The following is a 19,302-nucleotide window of genomic DNA, read 5'->3' as shown; positions in this document are numbered from 1 at the left end:
TGCAAATTGCGTCGCCCTTTTTTATTGGAGTTGTTGTGCCTTGCCGGGCCGCCGGTGCCACGCCCTCGGGCGGGCATCACTGCCGGTGATCGGTTTACTTAGTTTTTGCTGACTGTCGAGCCAATGGCCTCCAGCGCGACAGCATAAAAAAAGCGGACCGAAGTCCGCTTCACTTTACTCCGCCAGGGCGGCAAATGCACGATCCCTGATTTCTTCCACCGGACCGACGCCGGCGATCTTGCGATACTTCGGCGCGCCAGGCTGGCCCGACTTGGCCCAATCACCGTAGTAGCCCACCAGCACTTCAGTCTGCTCGTGATACACGGCCAGACGCTTCTTGACGGTTTCTTCCTTGTCGTCGTCACGCTGGATCAGCGCCTCGCCGGTCAGGTCATCCTTGCCTTCGACCTTGGGCGGGTTGAACTTGACGTGATAGGTGCGGCCCGAACCCGGGTGCACGCGGCGGCCGCTCATGCGCTCGACGATGGCGCTGTCGGGCACGTCGATTTCCAGCACGTAGTCGATGGCCACGCCGGCTTCCTTCATCGCATCGGCCTGGCGCGTGGTGCGCGGGAAGCCGTCGAAGAGGTAGCCATTGGCACAGTCAGCCTGTTTCAGGCGATCCTTGACCAGGCCAATGATGATGTCGTCGGAAACCAGACCGCCCGCATCCATCACCTTCTTGGCAGCGATGCCAAGCTCGGTGCCCGCAGCCACGGCCGCGCGCAGCATGTCGCCGGTGGAGATCTGCGGAATGTTGAATTTTTCCTTGATAAAAGTGGCTTGCGTGCCTTTACCGGCACCAGGCGCTCCTAAAAGGATGAGGCGCATGTCGTTTCCTAAATTGAGGGTTTCTGAATATGAATGCTTGAATTCTTTTGCGACGTGATGGCAGAGGATCGCTACCATCTGGACGGTTATGCAGCTTGTTTGCGCGCCGTTTGCATCAGCTCTGGGACGAAACTTACCACAAAATCTTACCGAACCATGACAAACGCCTGATTTTTAAGCAGTCTCCGGACTCTGATTGTGTCGTGTCAGCTTGACATGGAACTTACAGCAGGCCGATCCGGCCGGCCTTGCGGCGGATCATGCCTGCCACGCAGACGAGAGATCAGAGCGCGGAGATGGTCTGCACCAGCGGGCTGTCCGGCGGCGCCTCGAAATGCTTGCGCACGCGCAACAGGTCTTCGGGGGTATCCACCCCGGCTTCGGGCACCATCGAGGTCACGTGCACGGCAATGGCGTGGCCATGCCACAGCACGCGCAATTGCTCCAGCGCCTCGATGCGTTCCAGCGGGGCCGGGGCCAGGGTCGGGTAGAGCTGCAGGAAACGGTTGCTGTAGGCATACAGGCCGATATGGCGCAGCGGCACGTATTCATTGGCGTGATCGGGACCGCTGGCGTCGGGCAGCGACTCACGCGACCTGGCAAAGGCATCGCGATGCCACGGAATCGTGGCGCGCGAGAAATACATGGCGCAGCCGTCCTTGTTGAGCACTACCTTGACCACGTTGGGATTGAAGGCATCCTCGGCAGTCCCGATGGCGTGCGCGGCCGTGGCCATGGGTACGCCGTCCTTGATGTGGGCGGCGGTGGCAGCAATCAGGCCCGGATCGATCAGGGGTTCATCGCCCTGCACGTTGACCACCACCTCATCCTCGGTGAGCCCCAGCGCGGCGGCCACTTCGGCGATGCGGTCGGTGCCGGAGGGGTGATCGGCGCGGGTCATGGCCACTTCGATGCCATGCTGCTCGCAGGCGGCGTGGATGTCGTGGTGGTCGGTGGCCACGATGATGCGGGTGGCCCCGGACAGCGCGGCCCGCTCGGCCACGCGCACGATCATGGGCTTGCCGCCGAGGTCGGCCAGCGGCTTGTTGGGCAGGCGCGTGGAAGCCAGGCGCGCAGGGATGATGACGGTAAAGGTCATGGAATCAACCGCAGCAGGAAGGCAGAAATCAGGAATCAAGAGACCGGGGACTCGCGTCAGGCCGCAGGCGCTGCCGGCACGGCCGTCAGTTCGCGCGCTTCATCGGCCCACATGATGGGGATGCCATCGCGGATGGGATAAGCCAGCTTGTCTGCCTTGCAGATCAGTTCCTGGGCTTTTTTGTCGTAGTCCAGCGGGCCCTTGCAGATGGGGCAAACCAGGATATCAAGCAGTCGGGCGTTCACGGAGTTTCTCCACTATATGTTCAGCCAGCGCGCCGTCAATGCGCGCCGAGACAGGCACGACCCAGATGCGCGGGTCGTTTCGGATGGCCTCGATAGCCCTGCATTTTACTGCATCCTTTTCCGTGATCAGGATGACATCGGCCGCAAGGCCTGCAAAAGGATCGATGGCGAAATCAAAATGGTCGGGCAAGGGATGGCGCGCAAAGGACAGACCCGCCGCTTCCAGCGTCGCAAAAAACCGCCCGGGATTGCCAATCCCCGCCACCGCCGCCAGCCGCACGCCACCCTCGCCCATCCGCTCCAGCGGCTTGTGCGCAGCGGGCGGGGCCAGTTGCACGGCCTGGTCCGCCTGCAGCCGCATGGCATGCGCGCCGCCGGATGCGCTGCCCTGCGCGCCGACATTGACCACCGAGAAATCCCGTCGGCGCGAAGCCGGCTCCCGCAGCGGTCCGGCCGGCAGCAGCCAGCCGTTGCCGACACCGCGCGCATCGGACAGCACGATCTCGATGTCGCGCGCCAGCGCGTAATGCTGCAAGCCATCGTCGGAAATGATCACATCCACCTCGGGATGCGCCGCCAGCAAGGCGCGCCCGGCCTCGGCCCGGCGCCGTCCGACCACCAGCGGCACGCCGGTGCGCTGGACGATCAGCAAGGGTTCGTCTCCCACCTGGGCCGCCGCCGCATCGGCCGTGACCTCCAGCGTCTGCCCGGCACCGCCGCCATAGCCGCGCGAAATCACGCCGGGATGCAGGCCTGCCGCACGCAAGGCCTCGATGAGCCAGATCGCAAACGGGGTCTTGCCGGTGCCGCCGACGAAGACGTTGCCCACCACGATCACCGGCACCGGCAGCCGTTCGGTGCGCTTGATGCCCAGCGCGAAGAGCGCGCGGCGCAGCGCTGCGAGCGCGCCAAAGAGCAGCGACAGCGGCCACAGCAGGCAGGCCAGCGGACCGCGCTGTTGCCAGGCGCGGGTCAGGATGGCTTCGGCAGTGGGCCTGGATTCGGCCATTTTCGGGTTCCAGTGAATAAAAAAAACGCGGGCCAGGCAGGACCTGGCCGGCGCGCCATCGCTGCTGGATGACATGAAGCTATTGGCAAATTTTGAGTGCGGCTCGCGGCCGGCTACTTGCTGCTCGACTGCGCCGCGAAGGTCAGCTTGGGATAACCCGCCATGCGTGCCGCCTCCATCACGTTGACCACGGTCTGGTGCGTGGCCAGCGCGTCGGCATTGATGATGATGACCGGACCAGCCTTGCTGCCGCTGCTGCGCACCGCAGCCTGCATCTCTTCCGACAGCCCCTGCGCATCGCGCGCGGCGATGCGCTTGTTGTTGATGGCGTAGCGGCCATTGGCGTCGATGGCGATGTTGATCTCGAAGGGCTGTTCCAGCGCCTTCTGGGCATCGGCCGTGGGCAACGTGACCTGCAGGGCGGTGAACTTGCTGTAGGTGGTGGTCACCATCAGGAAGATCACGATCACCAGCAGCACGTCGATGAAAGGGATCAGGTTGATCTCCAGGTCTTCGCGGGGACGGCCCTTGCGGAAGTTCATGCGTTTCTCCGGCGTGAAGGATCAGCGACGCACATCGTGGACGATGTCCACGAACTTGACGGCCTGCTGTTCCATGTCAACCACGAAGCCGTCGACCTGGGCGCGGAAGTGGCGATAGAACACCAGCGCCGGCATGGCAATGGCCAGGCCGAAACCCGTGTTGTAGAGCGCAATGGAAATACCGTGCGCCAGCTGCGCAGGATTGGTCCCGGCGGCGTTCTGCGACGCAAAGATCTCGATCATCCCGACCACCGTGCCAAACAGGCCCATGAGCGGCGCCAGCGAAGCGATCGTCCCCAGCGTGGTCAGGAAGCGCTCCAGGCGATGGGCGGCGGCCTGGCCGGCCTCTTCGATGGCTTCCTTCATCACTTCACGCGGGGCATCGACGTTGCGCAGGCCGGCAGCCAGTACCTGGCCCAGCGGCGAATTCTGTTCCAGCTTGTCGATGACGTCCTCGTTGACGCGTCCGCTCTGATAGACCCGGACCACTTCGCCCAGCAGGTCCGGCGGCAGGATGCGCGCGCGGCGCAGGTAGGCCAGTCTTTCGATGACCAGCGCCAGGCCGATGATGGAAGCGATCAGCAAGGGCCAGATCGGCCAGCCGGCGGCGAGGATGATGGCGAGCAAAACGTACTCCTAAGAAATGCGGATGAGCGGTGAATCTGGTGCAGCCGACGGCCTTTCCGGCACGCCCGTTTCTGCGGTGCAGAATGTAGCCGGTTGCGCGCGGCTCGGCAAGCGCAGCCAGCTTGGCTTTACAATGCGGCATTGTATCGCCCCTGGAGTCCCCGCGTCCCATGCCTGCCGACAAGTTCCCGCCCTTCCCCGCTGCCCGCCCGCGTCCGGAGGCCATGCCGGCCGCCGCCACTACCGACGGCGGCCCGCCCATCCTGACCGTCTCCGGCCTGAACCAGGCGGTGGCACGCATGCTGGAGCGCAATTTCCCGCTGATCTGGGTCAAGGGCGAGATTTCCAATTTCACCCGTGCGGCCTCCGGCCACTGGTATTTCAACCTCAAGGATGACGGGGCGCAGGTGCGTGCGGTCATGTTCAAGGGCCGCGCGCAATACGCCGGCTTCATGCCGCGCGAAGGCGACAAGGTCGAAGTGCGCACCCTGGTGACGCTCTACGCGCCGCGCGGCGATTACCAGCTCAACGTGGAAGCCATCCGTCGCTCCGGCGTGGGCGACCTCTACGCCGCCTTCGTGCAGCTGAAGGAAAGACTGGAACGCGAAGGCCTGTTCGACCGCGACCGCAAGCGCCCCCTGCCGGGCTTCCCGCGCCGCATCGGCATCGTCACCAGCCCGCAGGCCGCCGCCTTGCGCGATGTGCTGACCACCCTGCGCCGCCGCGCCCCGCATGTGGAAGTGATCCTCTACCCCACGCCCGTGCAGGGCGAAGGCGCAGCCCAGCGCATCGCCAATGCCATCCGCACCGCCTCCGCGCGCGCCGAATGCGATGTGCTGCTGGTGTGCCGTGGCGGCGGCAGCATCGAGGACCTGTGGTCCTTCAATGAAGAAGTGGTGGCGCGCGCCATCGTGGAGGCCAGCATGCCGGTGATTTCCGGTGTCGGCCATGAAACCGACTTCACCATCGCCGACTTCGCCGCCGACCTGCGCGCGCCCACCCCCACGGCCGCCGCCGAGCTGGCCGCCACTGCGCGCGAGGACTGGCTGGCTGAACTGCACGGCCACGCCAATGACCTCACGCGCGCCCTGCGCCGCAGCCTCACCGAAAAAGCGCAGACCGTGGACTGGCTCTCGCGCCGCCTGGTCAACCCGAGTGCGTATATACAGCATGAGCGCGTCAAACTGGCCGCACTGCAGACCCGGCTCGCCCACGCCACCCGCGTGCCGCTGACCCGCATGCGCCATCGCCTGCAGCAACTCGCCACCCACCTGTCGCACCAGATTCCCGACACTGCCCACGCCCGGCGCGACCTGCTGGACCTGACGCGGCGCCTGCAAGGAGCGCAGGCCGCACGGCAGTTGCGCCAGCGGCAGGCGCTGGCCGGGCTGAGTACGCAGCTGGAATTACTCAATCCGCAGCGCACGCTGGAGCGCGGCTACGCCATCGTCAGCGACCGCCAGGGCCGTGTATTGCACGCCCCGGCCGAGCTGGCCGCGCGCAGTGAGGTCACCATCCGCCTGGCCGAAGGCAGTGCCGAGGTCGGCATTGCCAGCGTGCAGCCACGGCTGGATTGAGGCGATGCTGTCGCCCTGCTTGACAGCTGTGGCAGACTTTTTTGGCATAAGCATTTTCCGGCGCAATACAGCGCGGCGCGCCGTATTACGGGTGGGACCATCGGAAGCCAGTGCGCGGATGAGCTGGAACGTCTTGCGGGGACTGGCATCTACGGTCTTGCCTGCGCTGGCGACCAGCGTCTCCCATTGGGAACCATTCGCATTGCCGCACTGGAGGCCGATGCGCGACTGACGCGCGCCAGATTTGACCGAGTGCAAAGAATTGTCTTCCGCTTTAGAATCGCAGGTTCGGAAAAGACCCCTTCGTAGCAAACCAACAAGACTGAAAGGATTCATCATGGCACATACCCTTCCGGCACTGCCTTACGATCTGGACGCGCTGGCGCCCACGATTTCCAAGGAAACCCTGGAATATCACTATGGCAAGCACCATCAGACCTATGTGACCAACCTGAACAACCTGATCCCGGGTACCGAATTCGAACACCTGTCCCTGGAAGAGATCATCAAGAAATCCTCCGGCGGCATCTTCAACAACGCTGCCCAGGTGTGGAACCACACCTTCTACTGGAACGGCCTGACCCCGAAGGGCCAAGGCGCTCCGAGCGGCGCGCTGGCTGACGCCATCAATGCCAAGTGGGGTTCCTTCGACGCCTTCAAGGCCGAGTTCACCAAGCAAGGCCTGGCCAACTTCGGTTCCGGCTGGACCTGGCTGGTCAAGAAGGCTGACGGTTCCCTGGACATCGTCAACACCACCGGTGCCGGCACCCCGCTGACCACCGACAGCAAGCCGCTGCTGACCGTGGACGTGTGGGAACACGCGTATTACATCGACTACCGCAATGCACGCGCCAAGTACGTCGAGAACTACTGGGGCATCATCAACTGGGACTTCGTGGCCAAGAACTTCGCTTGATCACCCTGCCTCCCGGCAAGAAAAAACCACGCGCGAGCGTGGTTTTTTCTTTTATCAACAAGCTTTTTCTTGTCTGTGAGATTTTCTGCTCCTTGCCCCGCAGGCCATCCACTACCGATATCTGGCATGGTCAGGCTTCGGTCCCATGTTAGAACTTGGTCAGGTCTGTGTCAGCCTGCCGCCGCTCGTATCAGGCACAATGTGAAGACCAATTTTTCGCATACCTACTGCGCCTGAGGGCGGCATTCGATGGAGTCCGGCAGTGCTATATTTAATCGGAAGCAAACTGGGAAAGGGCTGGCAGATATTTCTTGTCGTCTCCCTTGCCTGTCTGATATCGGCGTGCTCTCACCCAAAAGTCAGAAACAGCTTGGTCATAAGACATTCCTCCGAGCGCATCAAGACTCTTTATATCGATACCTCAGCCGCGCGCGGCCTCAGAGTTTCCAATACTTGGCCGCATGTAGAGCAATCCGGATTCGAGGAGGCGCTCGCACCGGCCTTCAGTGCCTACGGTGTAGAAGCGCGCCTCCTCCACATGGAGGACGAACTGCGCTTGCGACCAGTCACCCCTGGGGACTACCTGCTCAAAGTCAGTTTCAAGAGTGGATTCGTTGGCACCTCCGGCAGTGGCGCCTTCTTCGCACTGGAACTGACCGAGCTCACCAGCAATGACCCCATCTGGGCCGGTAATATATTCGTAGGCGGTAGTTCCACAATTCTTACAGAGAATCTCGGTAAAATCGTGGCAGGCAACATCGCCGAGGCGATGAATACAGACCATCTTTTCTCTGACCTGATTCTGGCATCCAGGCACGAACCGATCACGAATGGCAACAAGAAATCTCCACCACTGACGCCGGGGCAACTGGAGGGCTTCGCCAATTTCAAGAAGATGATTTCACCGAAGGCTTTCGTGGTCGGCGGCAACCGGTATTTTTATGCCTCCGGACAGACTGCCGACCAAGATCCACCTGCCGTTAGAGCACTGCAGCGTTGCGAGAGCGAACAACAACCCAATTGCCGTGTGATCTCAGACGGCTATCGCGTGTTTCCGTAGCTATCGCGTTAAGTGCTCAGCAAGTGCGTGCGTGGCTGTGCCACAATCACCGCTTCCCTGACTGCACTTATAAGGAGACCCTCATGGCCCACGTCACCCTGCACAACGCCGCCGGCTACGCCCAGGACATCAAGGCGCGCATCCACCAGATCAAGTCCGACGAACCCGAGAGCAATGGTGGCAAGGACACCGGTCCGGCCCCCTATGAATTGCTGCTGGCCGCGCTGGCCTCCTGCACCTCGCTCACGTTGCGCATGTACGCCGACCGCAAGGGCTGGGATCTGGGCAGCATCTCGGTGGACGCCCACTTCGGGCGCGACGACAGCGGCCTGGAAACCATCACCCGCAAGATCAGCTTCGGCAATGCCCTGTCGCAAGAACAGCTCACGCGCCTGGCCGAGATCTGCGAAAAGACCCCGGTCACCAAGACCATCCGCCAGGGCACCGCGATTCAGACATCGATGGCGTAACCTGCGGCGCGCCAGGCATCGATGCCGCCCGTGAGCGGCCGCACGCGCGTATAGCCGCGCCGCATCAGCTGGCGCGCCACCATGGCCGCCGAGGCCTCGTTGGGACAGGCGCAATACACCACCACCTCACCCTCGACGGGGCCATCGAAGACGAAGGTCTGGATCTCCTGGTTGGAAATCGTGACCGCACCCGGAATGCGGCCATCCTGCTGCGACATCGGCGAACGCACATCGATGATGGTGGGCGCATTGCCCTCTTCGAGCATGGTATTCAATTCATCCACTGAAATACGCGCCATCTCCAGCGACTTGCGGAAACGCCGGCGCTGCCACCATTTGTTGGCCACGAAGGCTGCCAGCGCCACGGCGATCAGGAGCATGCCGTAATGGCCCAATTGCGCCAGCACATTGAGCAGGTCATCCACGGCCGAGCTGAAGAGCGAACCGAGGAAAATCCCCAGTCCCGCCCACAGGGCGCTGCCCGCCGCATCCCACAGCAGGAAGCTGATGCGGCGCGTGCCCATGGTGCCGGAGAGCGCACTGGCAATCGAGGCGAAGCCCGGAATGAACTTGGCCAGCAAGAGCGAACGCGCGCCCCAGCGCAGGTAGATCGATTCGGTCTGACGCACACAGGAGTCCGGCGAGAGCGAAATACGGCACAGGCGCGACATGATCTGGCGGCCGTAGCGGCGGCCGGCAAGATACCAGCAATAGTCGGCAATGAGTGCCGCACTCACCGCCAGCAGCAGCAACAGCGCCGGCGAGTAGCGTCCGGTCGCCGAGAGCGCACCGGTGATGATCAGCGTGGGATAGGCCGGCACCGGCGCGCCCAGTTGCTCGACCAGCACGTTGACGAAAACGAGGATCAGACCGTATTGCTCGATCAGGTGGTAGAGGGTGTCCATGGACGGGCTGCCTTGATGTCTCGCCGCCTGGGAGGCGGCGACTGTTCCGCCGTGATGGCGGTGTGCAGGCTGCCATTATAGGCGTGTGGCCGGCCCCTCTGCTTGGACAAAACCGGCGCGCTCCACCCGCGTAAAAATGCGCCCGGCGCACCGTGAGATCACGGGCGGGCGGACGCAAACGAGGAAGACCTCGGAGAAATCAATCGCGCGCCGTGCTCACACCGCGTGCTTGGCCACCGGTTCTGTGCGGCCTTCAGCCGAACCGCCGCCGTCCTGCACCGACGGCCGGGTCCGTGCCAGAAATACCAGCACTGCCGCCACCAGCGAAGCCGCCGACAATGCATACAAGCCGCCCTGGATGGAACCGGTCTTCTGCTCCAGGTAACCGAAGGTAGCCGGTGCGAAGAAGCCGCCCAGGTTGCCCAGCGAATTGATCAACGCCAGCACCGCTGCCGCAATGCGCGCATCCAGATAGGCCTGCGGAATGGGCCAGAACAAGGACGAAGCCGCCTTGAAACCGATGCCCGCAAAGCACACCGCCACGAAGCCGATCACCGGACCGGCCGAAGCCGAGACCGCCATGCCGATGGCCGAAATCACCAGTGTGGTCGCCACCCAGAACTGCGGCTTCTTGTAGCGCGCGGCCAGCACGGCAAAGACATACATCGCCGCAATCGCCACGATCCACGGAATCGAGTTGAACAGGCCGACCTGGAAATCATTGAAATGGCCCATCTTCTTGATGATGGTCGGCAGCCAGAAGGTGGCGCCATAGATGGTCAGCTGGATGGCGAAATAGATCAGGCAGAACAGCACGATCTGCGGATCACGCAACAAGCTCAGCGCCGAGACGTGCGGCGGACGATTGGCCGCACGCTGCTCCTGTTCGGCCGCGATGACCGTGGCCAGCGCCTCGCGTTGTTCCGGCGAGAGCCACTTGGCATCGCGCGGCGTGGAGTCCAGCACCTTCCACACCACCACGCAGAACAGCATCGACGCACCGCCCTCGATGAGGAACATCCATTGCCATCCATGCAGTCCGCCACCTTCAATCAACAGCAGCGCGCCGGTGATCGGACCGGAGAGAATCGATGCAATCGCCGAGCCCGACAGGAACACCGCCATGGCCCGGCCACGCTCATGATTGGGCAGCCATTGCGTGAAGTAATACACCACGCCGGGGAAGAAACCGGCCTCGGTCACGCCCAGCAAAAAGCGCATGAAATAAAAGCTGGTCTCGCTATGCACGAAGGCCATGCAAGCCGCCACCAGGCCCCAGGTGAACATGATCCGCGTGAGCCAGGCGCGGGCCCCATAGCGTTGCAGCAGCATGTTGGAAGGGACTTCGAAGATGGCATAGCCGACGAAGAACAGCCCCGCGCCCAGGCCAAAGGCTGCTGCGCCGATGCCGAGATCGGTCGCGAGATGACTGCGCACGAAACCGATGTTGACGCGGTCGATGTAGTTGATGATGAACATGGCCACGAACAGCGGCAGGATGCGCCACTTGATCTTGCTCACCGCCGAGGTGAGGACCTGGTTCGTTGCGGGGGAGGACTGGGATGGATTCACGGGTTGTCTCCTCGTATGAGCCCGTACTGCCGGTTGATGAAAGAAAGTGCAGGCCGCCGACGCGTCGATCGCGCTCTTCTCGCAGCCTCGTCAAAACAGATGAAGACCCTTGCTCAACGCACCAGGCAAGGTTTCTTGGGATCGAATTTCCAGCCAGGGATCAGGTATTGCATGGCCACCGCATCATCGCGCGCGCCCAGCCCCATGTTGCGGTAGGTCTGGTGCGCCGCCTCGACCTGCTCCATATCCAGCTCCACGCCCAGCCCCGGCTTGGCCGGCACCTTGACCTTGCCGCCCACGATCTGCAGCGGTTCGCGCGTAAGGCGCTGGCCGTCCTGCCAGATCCAGTGGGTATCGATGGCGGTGATCTTGCCGGGTGCGGCCGCGGCCACGTGAGTGAACATGGCCAGGGAAATATCGAAGTGGTTGTTCGAATGCGAACCCCAGGTCAGCCCCCATTCATGGCACATCTGCGCCACCCGCACCGAACCCTGCATGGTCCAGAAATGCGGATCGGCCAGCGGGATATCCACCGATTGCAGCGAGATCGCATGGCCCATCTGGCGCCAATCGGTCGCTACCATGTTGGTAGCGGTCTGCAGGCCGGTGGCACGGCGGAATTCGGCCATCACTTCGCGGCCCGAGTAGCCGTCCTCAGCACCACAGGGATCTTCCGCATAGGCCAGTACATCATGCTGGTCGCGGCACAGGCGAATGGCATCCTTGAGCAGCCAGCCGCCATTCGGATCGAGCGTGATGCGTGCCTTGGGGAAGCGCTCGGCCAGGGCGGTGACGGCGGCGATCTCCTCCTCGCCGCGCATCACGCCCCCCTTGAGCTTGAAGTCATTGAAACCGTAGCGCGCATAGGCCGCCTCGGCCAGGCGCACCACCGCCTCCGGCGTGAGCGCGGCTTCGTGGCGCAGGCGCAGCCAGTCATCGTCCGCATCCGCCGCGGCCAGGTACGGCAGGTCAGTCTTGCGGCGATCGGCCACGTAGAACAGATACCCCAGCATCTCCACCTCATCGCGCTGCTGGCCCTCGCCCAGCAAGGCCGCCACCGGCACGTCGAGGCACTTGCCCAGCAGATCCAGCAGGGCCGCCTCCAGCGCGGTGACGGCGTGGATGGCGATGCGCAGGTCAAAGGTCTGCAGGCCGCGTCCACCCACATCGCGGTCGGCGAAAGCGGTACGCGCACGATTGAGGATGGCCTGCACATTGCCGATGGACTGGCCCACCACCAGCGAGCGCGCATCGTCGAGCGTCTGGCGGATACCCTCCCCGCCCGGCACTTCGCCCACGCCGGTGTTGCCGGCACTGTCGGTGAGGATGACGATATTGCGCGTGAAATACGGACCATGCGCCCCCGAGAGGTTCAAGAGCATGCTGTCATGCCCGGCCACCGGGATGACGCGCATGTCGGTCACGCGCGGCGCGCCCTTGTGCTGGGATGACGACGATGTCGGGGACGATGCGGAAGCTGGGTTCTGGGTCATGGCGGGTTTTCTCCGGAAACGGAAACGATCAGACTGCAAATTGGTAGCGGTACCAAATTTGAATTGAATGCATGGTAGCGGTACCAATTTTGACTGTCAATGGGGAAGCGTTGATTGCCTCAAGGCATCAGCACATCAGGAAGGATGAGGAAAGATCAGAAAAGATGAGGCGCTTCGGCGAAAACTCAGGCGCTGTCGCGCGCGATGATGGAGAAGCCGACATCGACAATACGCTCGCTGACTTCGCCGCCCGAGGCGCGCTCGATGATGAAGCGCGCGGCGCGCTGCCCGATGCCGGTGCCATCGATGCGCACCGTGGTCAGACGCGGCTGCAGGTCGCGCGAGAATTCCAGATCGCCGAAACCGACCACGGCCAGTTGGCCGGGAATGGCGATGCCGCGGCTCTGCGCTTCGATCATCACGCCCAGCGCCAGCAGGTCGGAGCTGCAGAAGATGGCATCCAGATCAGGCTGCGCCTGCAGCAGTTCGGCCAAGCCTTGGCGGCCTTGCCCCAGCGTAGTCGGGGCGACGACGTGATACATGGGAACCTCGCCCCTGCCCTGCTGCATGCCCAGCGCCGCGCACTCCTGCGCGAAGGCATTCATGCGCCGCTGGCTGCGCTCATCGCGTCCGCCCACCACGGCCACCTTGCGGCGTCCGCGCGCATGCAGGTAGCGCGCCACCTCACGGCCGATGGCTTCGTGCGAGAAGCCCACCAGCATGTCGATGGGGGTCGGTGTCAGGTCCCAGGTCTCCACCACCGGGATACCGCTGGCCAGCAGCCGCTTGCGCGCTTCTGCCGAGCGCATGATGCCGGTCAGCACCACGCCATCGGGACGGCGCCCGATGATGGCTTCCAGCAGCGCATCTTCGCGCGAATTCTCGTAGCCGCTCTGGCCCAGCATGACCTGGTAGCCGGCCGCAGCCAGCGTTTCGGTCAGGGTATGGACGATTTCCTGGAACACCGGACCGATGACGGTCGGCACCACCACCGCCACCAGCCGGCTCTTGTTGGAGGCCAGTCCGCCGGCCAGCAGGTTGGGCACGTAACCGGTTTTCTCGACCGCCTCACGCACCTTCTGCAAGACCTTGGGCGAGACTGCCGACGGTGTATTGAGCGCACGCGATGCGGTGATCGGTGCCACGCCCGCCAGCTGCGCCACATCGCGCAACGTGATGCCACCGGCGCTCTTGCGGGCAGCACGGCGGCGCGGTTCGGCGCTGTCGTCGTCGCGCTCGGCACTGGTGATTTGCATCGGAGAATCTGGAGGAGGCATACGCTTTTCGGACATGGCGGCATTCTAGCATTGCGGCTGGTAGCGTTACCAAGCTGGCAAGCTGGGCGTCAGCTTTGGCAGTTGCCTCGGACAGCGTCTCGGAAAGACGCAGTGGACGATGCGCATCGCCTCACACGTCGCAGGGAAGAGCGAGGCAGACCGGCAAATGCCGCGCATGCATTATTGACTTGAATTCAACAATGATTTGTCCGTGCGGCACTTCAAGCGAAAAAGGAATTGTCCGATACTCAATCGCTCTGATCCTGATCGCCCCGGCAGCACTGGCCTGCCGGGCCTCATCATCAACGCAAAGGACAAGTCATGCACACCTCCACCCTCCCCGCCCTGGGCCTGGGCACCTTCCGTCTCAAGGACCAGCAGGTCATCGATTCGGTCCGCAACGGCCTGGACCTCGGCTATCGCCACATCGATACCGCGCAGATCTACGGCAACGAAGCCGAAGTCGGCCAAGCCATGGCCGACAGCGGCGTGGCCCGCGATGATCTCTTCGTGACTACCAAGATCTGGACCGAGAACCTCTCCCGCGACAAGCTCCTCCCCAGTCTCAAGGAAAGCCTGCACAAGCTGCGCCTCGATCAGGTCGACCTGACGCTGATCCACTGGCCTTCTCCCCAGGATGAACTGCCGGTGGCCGACTACCTGCAGGCACTGGCCGAGGCCAAGGCACAGGGGCTCACGCGCCTGATCGGCATTTCCAACTTCACCATCGCGCACATGGAGCAGGCCATCGCCGCGGTCGGTGCGGAAGCCATTGCCACCAATCAGGTCGAGATCCATCCCTTCCTGCAGAACCGCAAGGTGATCGATTTTGCCCGTGCCAAGGGCATCCACCTGACAGCCTACATGCCGCTGGCGTATGGCAAGGTGATGGAGGACGCGACGCTGCTGGAGATCGCCGCCCGCCATGGAGTGTCGGCCGCACAAGTGGCGCTGGCCTGGTCGCTGCAGCAGGGCTTTGCGGTGATCCCCTCCTCGACCCGACGCGAGAACCTGGCCGCCAATTTGCAGGCGCAACAGTTGACGCTCTCCGAGGCGGAGATGCAGGCCATCGCTGCGCTCGACCGCGGCGAGCGGCTTGCCAATCCGGGATTTGCGCCGCAGTGGGATTGAACGCTGCTGCCCGCTGCGTGCAGCAGCAGAACGGATCAGGGCTTGCGCTGATCGCGGTTCTGCAACTGCAATTGCAGGCGCTCGATGGCACTGCCGACCGGGATGAAGAAGTTCATCCCGGCCAGTCCCTTGGCCCCCAGCCCGGCCACGGTGATGCCGATCACCTGGCCTGACTTGTCCAGCAAGGGACCGCCGCTGCTGCCCGGCAGGATCGCCACATCGCTCTGCAGGAAATCCAGATCGCGCACCTTGCGCACGCCACTGAGGATGCCGCGCGTGAGCGTGGTATTGAAGGCATCGCCCAGCGGAGAACCCAGCGCATACACATCCTCGCCGATGCCCGGCTCGCCCATGCGCAGCGGCATTGGCCGCACACCCGGCGCTTCGGTCTTGAGCAGCGCGATGTCACGCGCCGCATCCACCCGCACGACTTCAGCAAGCAGTTCTCGTCCGGTCGGCAGGCGCACCCGTACCGCGCGCGCCTGCCCGATCACATGCTGGTTGGTCAGCAGCCAGCCGGAACTGCCGATGTAGAAACCGGTACCGGAGCCGCGCTCGGTCAGCACCGTGACCACCGCCGAACGCAACTCCGGCATCACCCTGGCAATTTCGCCATTGCCCCGTTCGGCGGGCTGGTTGTCGATGGCCAGCGGGCTGCCTGCCGGCATGGCCTCCGGTGCGCGCGCAACGTCGCTGCCGGCACCGCCAATTGCAGCCGCGGCCAGGCTGTCATAGGGCGATTGCAGCGCCAGCGCAAAGCGGGGATCGGCCAGCAGATTGCGGACCGCCGCGCCGAAGGCTTCCATCGGAATCGGCGGCACGCTGCCATCAAGACTGCGCTCACGCGAACGGAATACGCCTTCGCTCATGCCGCGATAGATCACCTTGCGCTGCTCCGGCGCGAACACCTGCCATTCCAGGCGGAGATAGGCCTCGCCGGTCCAGCTGTCGCCGCCCTTGGCGCAGAGATTGGTCTGGAACTGGCTGATGATCACGCCTACCTGGAGGTTGAAGTCGGCCGGCCGGGCGCGTTCGCGGGCAGCGTCTTGTTCCCGGAACAGCGGTTCGGCCGGGGACGCCGGCACCGGATAGCCGTGCTGCTGCAGCTCGCTGCGAAAGCGCAGGAACAGCGCATTGGTCGGCAACATCACTTCGGCACTGTTCTGGTTCCAGACGATCTCGTTCCTGCGGGTACAGAACAGCCCGCCCTGCAGTTGCCCGATGATCTGGTTGCCCTGGCTGCCCTGCTCGAAGCGGCGCTGCGCAGCCGCGAGGTAGGCTGGCCGCGCGGCGGCTTGCCGCGGCATCAGCAGCGGGGTCTTGTCTTCGACGGTGGGCATGATCGCTTCGGCGGCCTGCACGCCACGCATCAGGGAGAGAGTGCAAGCGAACAGCGCGAGCTGAAGAGGCAGCCGCGCCAGACGGCGCTGCAGGAGCAGCCGGAGAGTCTTGTTCATCATCGAGCTAGGAAAATGGGCCAGCGCCCCGGCTGGCGAAAGAGCGCATTCTGGCATGCTGCCGACGGTCTCCGCGATTGTCCCAAATGCCCGATATAGGAAAAAAAGGCCAGCTTCCACAAGAAAGCTGGCCTTCTCCAAAAGACACAGGTGAAATGATTTACGCGCTGGCCGGTTGCGGCTGCGATCCCTGATGTCCCTTGATGCGCAACACCAGCACCGCGCCGATCAGACAGGCCACGCCCATCATGATCGACGACAGCGTGTAATTGCCCAGCGTCGCCCGCATGTAGCCGGCCACCGTGGTGGCAGTAGCGGCGCCGAGCTGGTGCCCGGCCACGATCCAGCCGAACACGATGGGCGCGGCCAGGCGGCCGAAGACGTCATTGGCCAGGCGCACGGTCGGCGGCACGGTGGCGATCCAGTCCAGGCCATAGAAAATCGCGAAGATGGCCAGTCCGTAATACTGCAAGCCGAAGGCATACGGCAGGAAGATCAGCGCCAGTCCGCGCAGGCCGTAATACCAGAACAGCAGCACGCGCGGATTGTAGCGGTCCGAGAGCCAGCCCGAGAGCGTGGTACCGACCAGGTCCAGCATGCCCATGGCCGCCAGGATGGAAGCGCCTTTGACTTCATTGATGCCGTAGTCATTGCACATGGCGATGAACTGCGTGCCGATGTAGCCATTGGTGGAGAGCCCGCAGACGAAGAAGCTCATGAACAGCAGCCAGAAGTCCGGCATGCGCACCGAAGTCCGCAGCGCATCCAAGGCGATGGCCAACGGATTGCGCTTGGAGCGGCCATCATCGGCGGTCTCGCTGGTCTGGCCGAGCATCTTCTGGCCGATGGCCGCCGGGCCTTCCGGCAGCAGCAGCCATACCAGCGGAATGGCCAGCAGCGCCACCGCCGACACCAGGAAAGCCACCGAGCGCCAGCCGTAGCTGCCGACCATGGAGGCCATCAGCGGCAGGAACACCATCTGCCCGGTGGCCGCACTGGCGGTGAGCAAGCCCATGGCCAGGCCGCGCCGGGTCTCGAACCAGCGGCTGACGATGGTGGCCCCCAGAGTGTTAGCCGCCACGCCGGTACCGGCACCGACCAGCAAACCCCACGACAGCAGCATGTGCCAGGGCATGTGCATGAGGGTCGACAGGGCCGTGCCGCTGGCCAGCAGCACCAGCGCCCCCAGCACCACGCGGCGGATGCCGAAGCGCTGCATGGCTGCCGCCGAGAACGGGCCGATCAGGCCATATAAGGCGATGTTGACCGAGATCACCACCGAGACGGTGGAGCGGTTCCAGCCGAACTCCTGTTCCAGCGGCAGGATCATCACCGAAGGCGTGGCGCGGATGCCGGCCGAACACAGCAGCACGAGGAAGATCACGCCCACCACCACCCAGGCATAGTGGAAGCGGGGCGTGACGGCGTTGGCCAGCGATTGGGTCAGTTTGTTCATGGCGATCCTGTCGGGAGGGCAGTGCGAGCTTGTTGGATGGGTGGGAGCGAATCGTCGGGTGAAGCAAGGTTCATTGCACCTTCAAACCGGGCCTGCTGGCGCGTCAGGCGTCCTGCAGGCGGGCATAGGCGTCTTCGATGAGGTCATTGAATTCGCGCGCGAGCTTGGGACCGAGACGGCGGTCGATTTCGTCCTGGGCACGCCGCCAGCGCGGCCGGGCTTCCTCCAGCTTGGCGCGGCCGGCGCGGGAGAGTTGCAGGGCGAAGGAGCGCTTGTCCAGCAGGGCATCGTCGGGCAGGTCGACGGTCTCGATCCAGCCGGCGGCCACCAGGGGTTTCAGGGCGCGGCTCAGGGTGCTGCGGTCCATGCCCATGTCCTGCGCCAGCACGATGTTGGCGATCGGTCCCTTGCGGCCAATGCGGCTCAACAACGAATACTGCGTGATGCTCAGTTCGCTGTCCTGCAGGTGATGGTCATAGATGATGGTGATCCTGCGGGTGAGACGACGCAGGGGGGCGCAGGTGCAGATGTCCTTGCTCATGGGGAATCCGGTTGGCGAGGGATGACAATCCGGCGTCAACGAGGCCGCGCCGGGGATCGCACAAAACAATGCATATGCATCGATGTATGCGCATCATAGGGAGTGCACTGAGTGAAGTCAAGCGAGACCAGGGCATCTCCACGGCACGGGAATGCACGTGCGCAACAGCGGGCCATAAAAAAAGCCTGCTCGCGCAGGCTTCTCCGAGGGGGATTGCGGCTTACACCAGCGTATCGTCGTATCCCCCGCCGTCATCCACATCGAAATTGCTCAGATCGGCAAGATCGCTGCTGCTACCGGAGTCGCTGCCACTGTCATTGCTGGCGAAATCCGATTTGCGATCCCCATCACTGCCGTAATAGTTGTTGACGGTAGTGTTCTCGATATTTTCCACCGGCGCGCTCAAGCCGTTCTGATGCGCCAGTCCCGATCCGCTGTTGCCATTGAAGAGGTGCTCGATGCCTTGATACAGGAAGGCGCCACCGGCCACGCCCGCTGCGGTCGCCGCCACGGTGCCGAGCATGCTGCCCATGCCGCCGCCAAAGAACCCGGATGAAGGCGCTGCCGCCGGGGCTGCCTGATAGGCAGGCACGGCCTGCTGGGGCGCGGGATAGGGCTGTGCAGGGGCCGGCATATAAGCCGGGACCGCAGGCTGCGGGCGTGCCGAGGCTGCCGCGGGCGCATTGCCCCAGGCGTTGCCATCGAGAAAGCCCGAGCTCCGCGCGCCACCTGCAGCATTGGCCTGCAACGACTGCACCTGGTTCTGCAGGGCCGCCACTTGGGCCTTGGTCGCGTTGAGGGCCTGTTCCATCAACAAGGCCCGTTGCACCAGCAGATACGCCGCATCGGGCTGGCGCGCCACCGCCGCCTGGATCATGGCATCGGCCTGGGCATCCTTGCTGATGCCCTGCACCTGCGTCAGTTGCTGGAGAAAATCCTGAAGGGCTTGGGTTTCTTGCGGACTCATGATGACGCTCCCAACGAAAATGAAAAATCAAAAAAACGATGAACACGCTTGAATCGCGATTGAAACGCAGACTGTAGACACAACGCGTCCAACCGCTCCCACCGATGACTGGCATCAGACTCATCAG

At 63.6% G+C, this 19,302-nt stretch carries 19 protein-coding genes; 5 read left to right on the top strand and 14 right to left on the bottom strand.

Translation table 11 applies throughout. The annotated features are described in order from the left end of the window. Positions 1-174: 174 nt before the first annotated feature. The 6 genes from adk to JOD78_RS13530 form a co-directional block, all read right to left on the bottom strand. Entirely contained in the window at positions 175-831 is a 657-nt protein-coding gene (gene adk / locus JOD78_RS13555) for an adenylate kinase (RefSeq protein ID WP_034339334.1), read from the bottom strand. Positions 832-1,114: 283 nt separating this feature from the next. Next, positions 1,115-1,930, bottom strand: a complete 816-nt coding sequence (gene kdsB, locus JOD78_RS13550; protein WP_134221618.1) for a 3-deoxy-manno-octulosonate cytidylyltransferase — start codon at positions 1,928-1,930, stop codon at positions 1,115-1,117. A 56-nt stretch (positions 1,931-1,986) separates the two neighbouring features. Further along, positions 1,987-2,175, bottom strand: coding sequence for a Trm112 family protein (locus JOD78_RS13545; protein WP_034339340.1), 189 nt, complete (start codon positions 2,173-2,175; stop codon positions 1,987-1,989). Continuing rightward, entirely contained in the window at positions 2,156-3,184 is a 1,029-nt protein-coding gene (gene lpxK / locus JOD78_RS13540; RefSeq protein WP_209567727.1) for a tetraacyldisaccharide 4'-kinase, read from the bottom strand. Before lpxK ends, JOD78_RS13545 begins: the two co-directional genes overlap by 20 nt. Positions 3,185-3,297: 113 nt before the next feature. Then, entirely contained in the window at positions 3,298-3,726 is a 429-nt protein-coding gene (locus JOD78_RS13535; protein ID WP_209567729.1) for a biopolymer transporter ExbD, read from the bottom strand. A 21-nt stretch (positions 3,727-3,747) separates the two neighbouring features. Next, the gene (locus JOD78_RS13530) at positions 3,748-4,353 is read right to left on the bottom strand and encodes a MotA/TolQ/ExbB proton channel family protein (RefSeq protein WP_034339345.1); all 606 of its coding nucleotides are present in this window, start codon (positions 4,351-4,353) and stop codon (positions 3,748-3,750) included. Between the two features lie 170 nt (positions 4,354-4,523). Between JOD78_RS13530 and xseA the strand changes: the two genes are divergently transcribed. The 4 genes from xseA (at position 4,524) to JOD78_RS13510 (ending at position 8,376) form a co-directional block, all read left to right on the top strand. Continuing rightward, positions 4,524-5,930: an exodeoxyribonuclease VII large subunit gene (gene xseA / locus JOD78_RS13525; protein ID WP_209567731.1), complete on the top strand. Its 1,407-nt coding sequence runs from the start codon at positions 4,524-4,526 to the stop codon at positions 5,928-5,930. Between the two features lie 337 nt (positions 5,931-6,267). Continuing rightward, positions 6,268-6,846: a superoxide dismutase [Fe] gene (gene sodB / locus JOD78_RS13520; protein WP_034339352.1), complete on the top strand. Its 579-nt coding sequence runs from the start codon at positions 6,268-6,270 to the stop codon at positions 6,844-6,846. Positions 6,847-7,108: 262 nt separating this feature from the next. Further along, the gene (locus JOD78_RS13515; protein ID WP_134040328.1) at positions 7,109-7,906 is read left to right on the top strand and encodes a hypothetical protein; all 798 of its coding nucleotides are present in this window, start codon (positions 7,109-7,111) and stop codon (positions 7,904-7,906) included. Between the two features lie 83 nt (positions 7,907-7,989). Further along, the gene (locus tag JOD78_RS13510) at positions 7,990-8,376 is read left to right on the top strand and encodes an OsmC family protein (RefSeq protein WP_121044046.1); all 387 of its coding nucleotides are present in this window, start codon (positions 7,990-7,992) and stop codon (positions 8,374-8,376) included. Here the strand turns inward: JOD78_RS13510 and JOD78_RS13505 are convergent. The 4 genes from JOD78_RS13505 to JOD78_RS13490 all read right to left on the bottom strand — a co-directional run bounded on the left by JOD78_RS13505 (position 8,358) and on the right by JOD78_RS13490 (position 13,602). Then, positions 8,358-9,281 (bottom strand): DedA family protein/thiosulfate sulfurtransferase GlpE, encoded by a 924-nt coding sequence (locus tag JOD78_RS13505; RefSeq protein WP_204725030.1) that lies wholly within the window; start codon positions 9,279-9,281, stop codon positions 8,358-8,360. The two genes, JOD78_RS13510 and JOD78_RS13505, sit on opposite strands and share 19 nt — an antisense overlap. 216 nt (positions 9,282-9,497) lie before the next feature. Beyond that, entirely contained in the window at positions 9,498-10,853 is a 1,356-nt protein-coding gene (locus tag JOD78_RS13500; RefSeq protein WP_121044052.1) for an MFS transporter, read from the bottom strand. Positions 10,854-10,966: 113 nt separating this feature from the next. Next, positions 10,967-12,346, bottom strand: coding sequence for a glucarate dehydratase (gene gudD, locus JOD78_RS13495; RefSeq protein WP_209567733.1), 1,380 nt, complete (start codon positions 12,344-12,346; stop codon positions 10,967-10,969). Between the two features lie 185 nt (positions 12,347-12,531). Then, positions 12,532-13,602: a LacI family DNA-binding transcriptional regulator gene (locus JOD78_RS13490; RefSeq protein ID WP_209567735.1), complete on the bottom strand. Its 1,071-nt coding sequence runs from the start codon at positions 13,600-13,602 to the stop codon at positions 12,532-12,534. A 342-nt stretch (positions 13,603-13,944) separates the two neighbouring features. Between JOD78_RS13490 and dkgB the strand changes: the two genes are divergently transcribed. After that, on the top strand, positions 13,945-14,754 hold the full coding sequence (dkgB, locus tag JOD78_RS13485) for a 2,5-didehydrogluconate reductase DkgB (protein ID WP_121044060.1): 810 nt from the start codon (positions 13,945-13,947) through the stop codon (positions 14,752-14,754). A 35-nt stretch (positions 14,755-14,789) separates the two neighbouring features. Here dkgB and JOD78_RS13480 read toward each other — a convergent pair whose 3' ends face one another. The 4 genes from JOD78_RS13480 to JOD78_RS13465 form a co-directional block, all read right to left on the bottom strand. Then, a complete protein-coding gene (locus JOD78_RS13480; protein ID WP_245202104.1) occupies positions 14,790-16,211 on the bottom strand; it encodes a serine protease in 1,422 nt (473 codons plus the stop codon). 160 nt (positions 16,212-16,371) lie between these two features. Next, a complete protein-coding gene (locus JOD78_RS13475) occupies positions 16,372-17,667 on the bottom strand; it encodes an MFS transporter (protein WP_209567739.1) in 1,296 nt (431 codons plus the stop codon). A 103-nt stretch (positions 17,668-17,770) separates the two neighbouring features. Then, entirely contained in the window at positions 17,771-18,208 is a 438-nt protein-coding gene (locus tag JOD78_RS13470; RefSeq protein WP_121044069.1) for a MarR family transcriptional regulator, read from the bottom strand. 220 nt (positions 18,209-18,428) lie between these two features. Further along, positions 18,429-19,175 carry a DUF2076 domain-containing protein gene (locus JOD78_RS13465; RefSeq protein ID WP_209567741.1) on the bottom strand — a complete coding sequence of 249 codons (747 nt, stop codon included), beginning with the start codon at positions 19,173-19,175 and terminating at the stop codon, positions 18,429-18,431. Between the last annotated feature and the right edge of the window lie 127 nt (positions 19,176-19,302).

It is taken from the genome of Herbaspirillum sp. 1130 (genome assembly GCF_017833835.1).
GTDB classification, from domain to species: Bacteria; Pseudomonadota; Gammaproteobacteria; order Burkholderiales; family Burkholderiaceae_D; genus Herbaspirillum; species Herbaspirillum huttiense.
The sequence above is the reverse complement of the archived record's forward strand: the minus strand, read 5'-3'. Positions and strand labels throughout refer to the sequence as shown.

Bases quoted from the DNA above. Each gene is read 5' to 3' on its own strand.
- adk (WP_034339334.1), bottom strand. From the start codon at position 831: ATGCGCCTCATCCTTTTAGGAGCGCCTGGTGCCGGTAAAGGCACGCAA.
- kdsB (WP_134221618.1), bottom strand. From the start codon at position 1,930: ATGACCTTTACCGTCATCATCCCTGCGCGCCTGGCTTCCACGCGCCTG.
- lpxK (WP_209567727.1), bottom strand. From the start codon at position 3,184: ATGGCCGAATCCAGGCCCACTGCCGAAGCCATCCTGACCCGCGCCTGG.
- JOD78_RS13535 (WP_209567729.1), bottom strand. From the start codon at position 3,726: ATGAACTTCCGCAAGGGCCGTCCCCGCGAAGACCTGGAGATCAACCTG.
- xseA (WP_209567731.1), top strand. From the start codon at position 4,524: ATGCCTGCCGACAAGTTCCCGCCCTTCCCCGCTGCCCGCCCGCGTCCG.
- sodB (WP_034339352.1), top strand. From the start codon at position 6,268: ATGGCACATACCCTTCCGGCACTGCCTTACGATCTGGACGCGCTGGCG.
- JOD78_RS13510 (WP_121044046.1), top strand. From the start codon at position 7,990: ATGGCCCACGTCACCCTGCACAACGCCGCCGGCTACGCCCAGGACATC.
- JOD78_RS13505 (WP_204725030.1), bottom strand. From the start codon at position 9,281: ATGGACACCCTCTACCACCTGATCGAGCAATACGGTCTGATCCTCGTT.
- gudD (WP_209567733.1), bottom strand. From the start codon at position 12,346: ATGACCCAGAACCCAGCTTCCGCATCGTCCCCGACATCGTCGTCATCC.
- JOD78_RS13490 (WP_209567735.1), bottom strand. From the start codon at position 13,602: ATGCAAATCACCAGTGCCGAGCGCGACGACGACAGCGCCGAACCGCGC.
- dkgB (WP_121044060.1), top strand. From the start codon at position 13,945: ATGCACACCTCCACCCTCCCCGCCCTGGGCCTGGGCACCTTCCGTCTC.
- JOD78_RS13480 (WP_245202104.1), bottom strand. From the start codon at position 16,211: ATGAACAAGACTCTCCGGCTGCTCCTGCAGCGCCGTCTGGCGCGGCTG.
- JOD78_RS13475 (WP_209567739.1), bottom strand. From the start codon at position 17,667: ATGAACAAACTGACCCAATCGCTGGCCAACGCCGTCACGCCCCGCTTC.
- JOD78_RS13470 (WP_121044069.1), bottom strand. From the start codon at position 18,208: ATGAGCAAGGACATCTGCACCTGCGCCCCCCTGCGTCGTCTCACCCGC.
- JOD78_RS13465 (WP_209567741.1), bottom strand. From the start codon at position 19,175: ATGAGTCCGCAAGAAACCCAAGCCCTTCAGGATTTTCTCCAGCAACTG.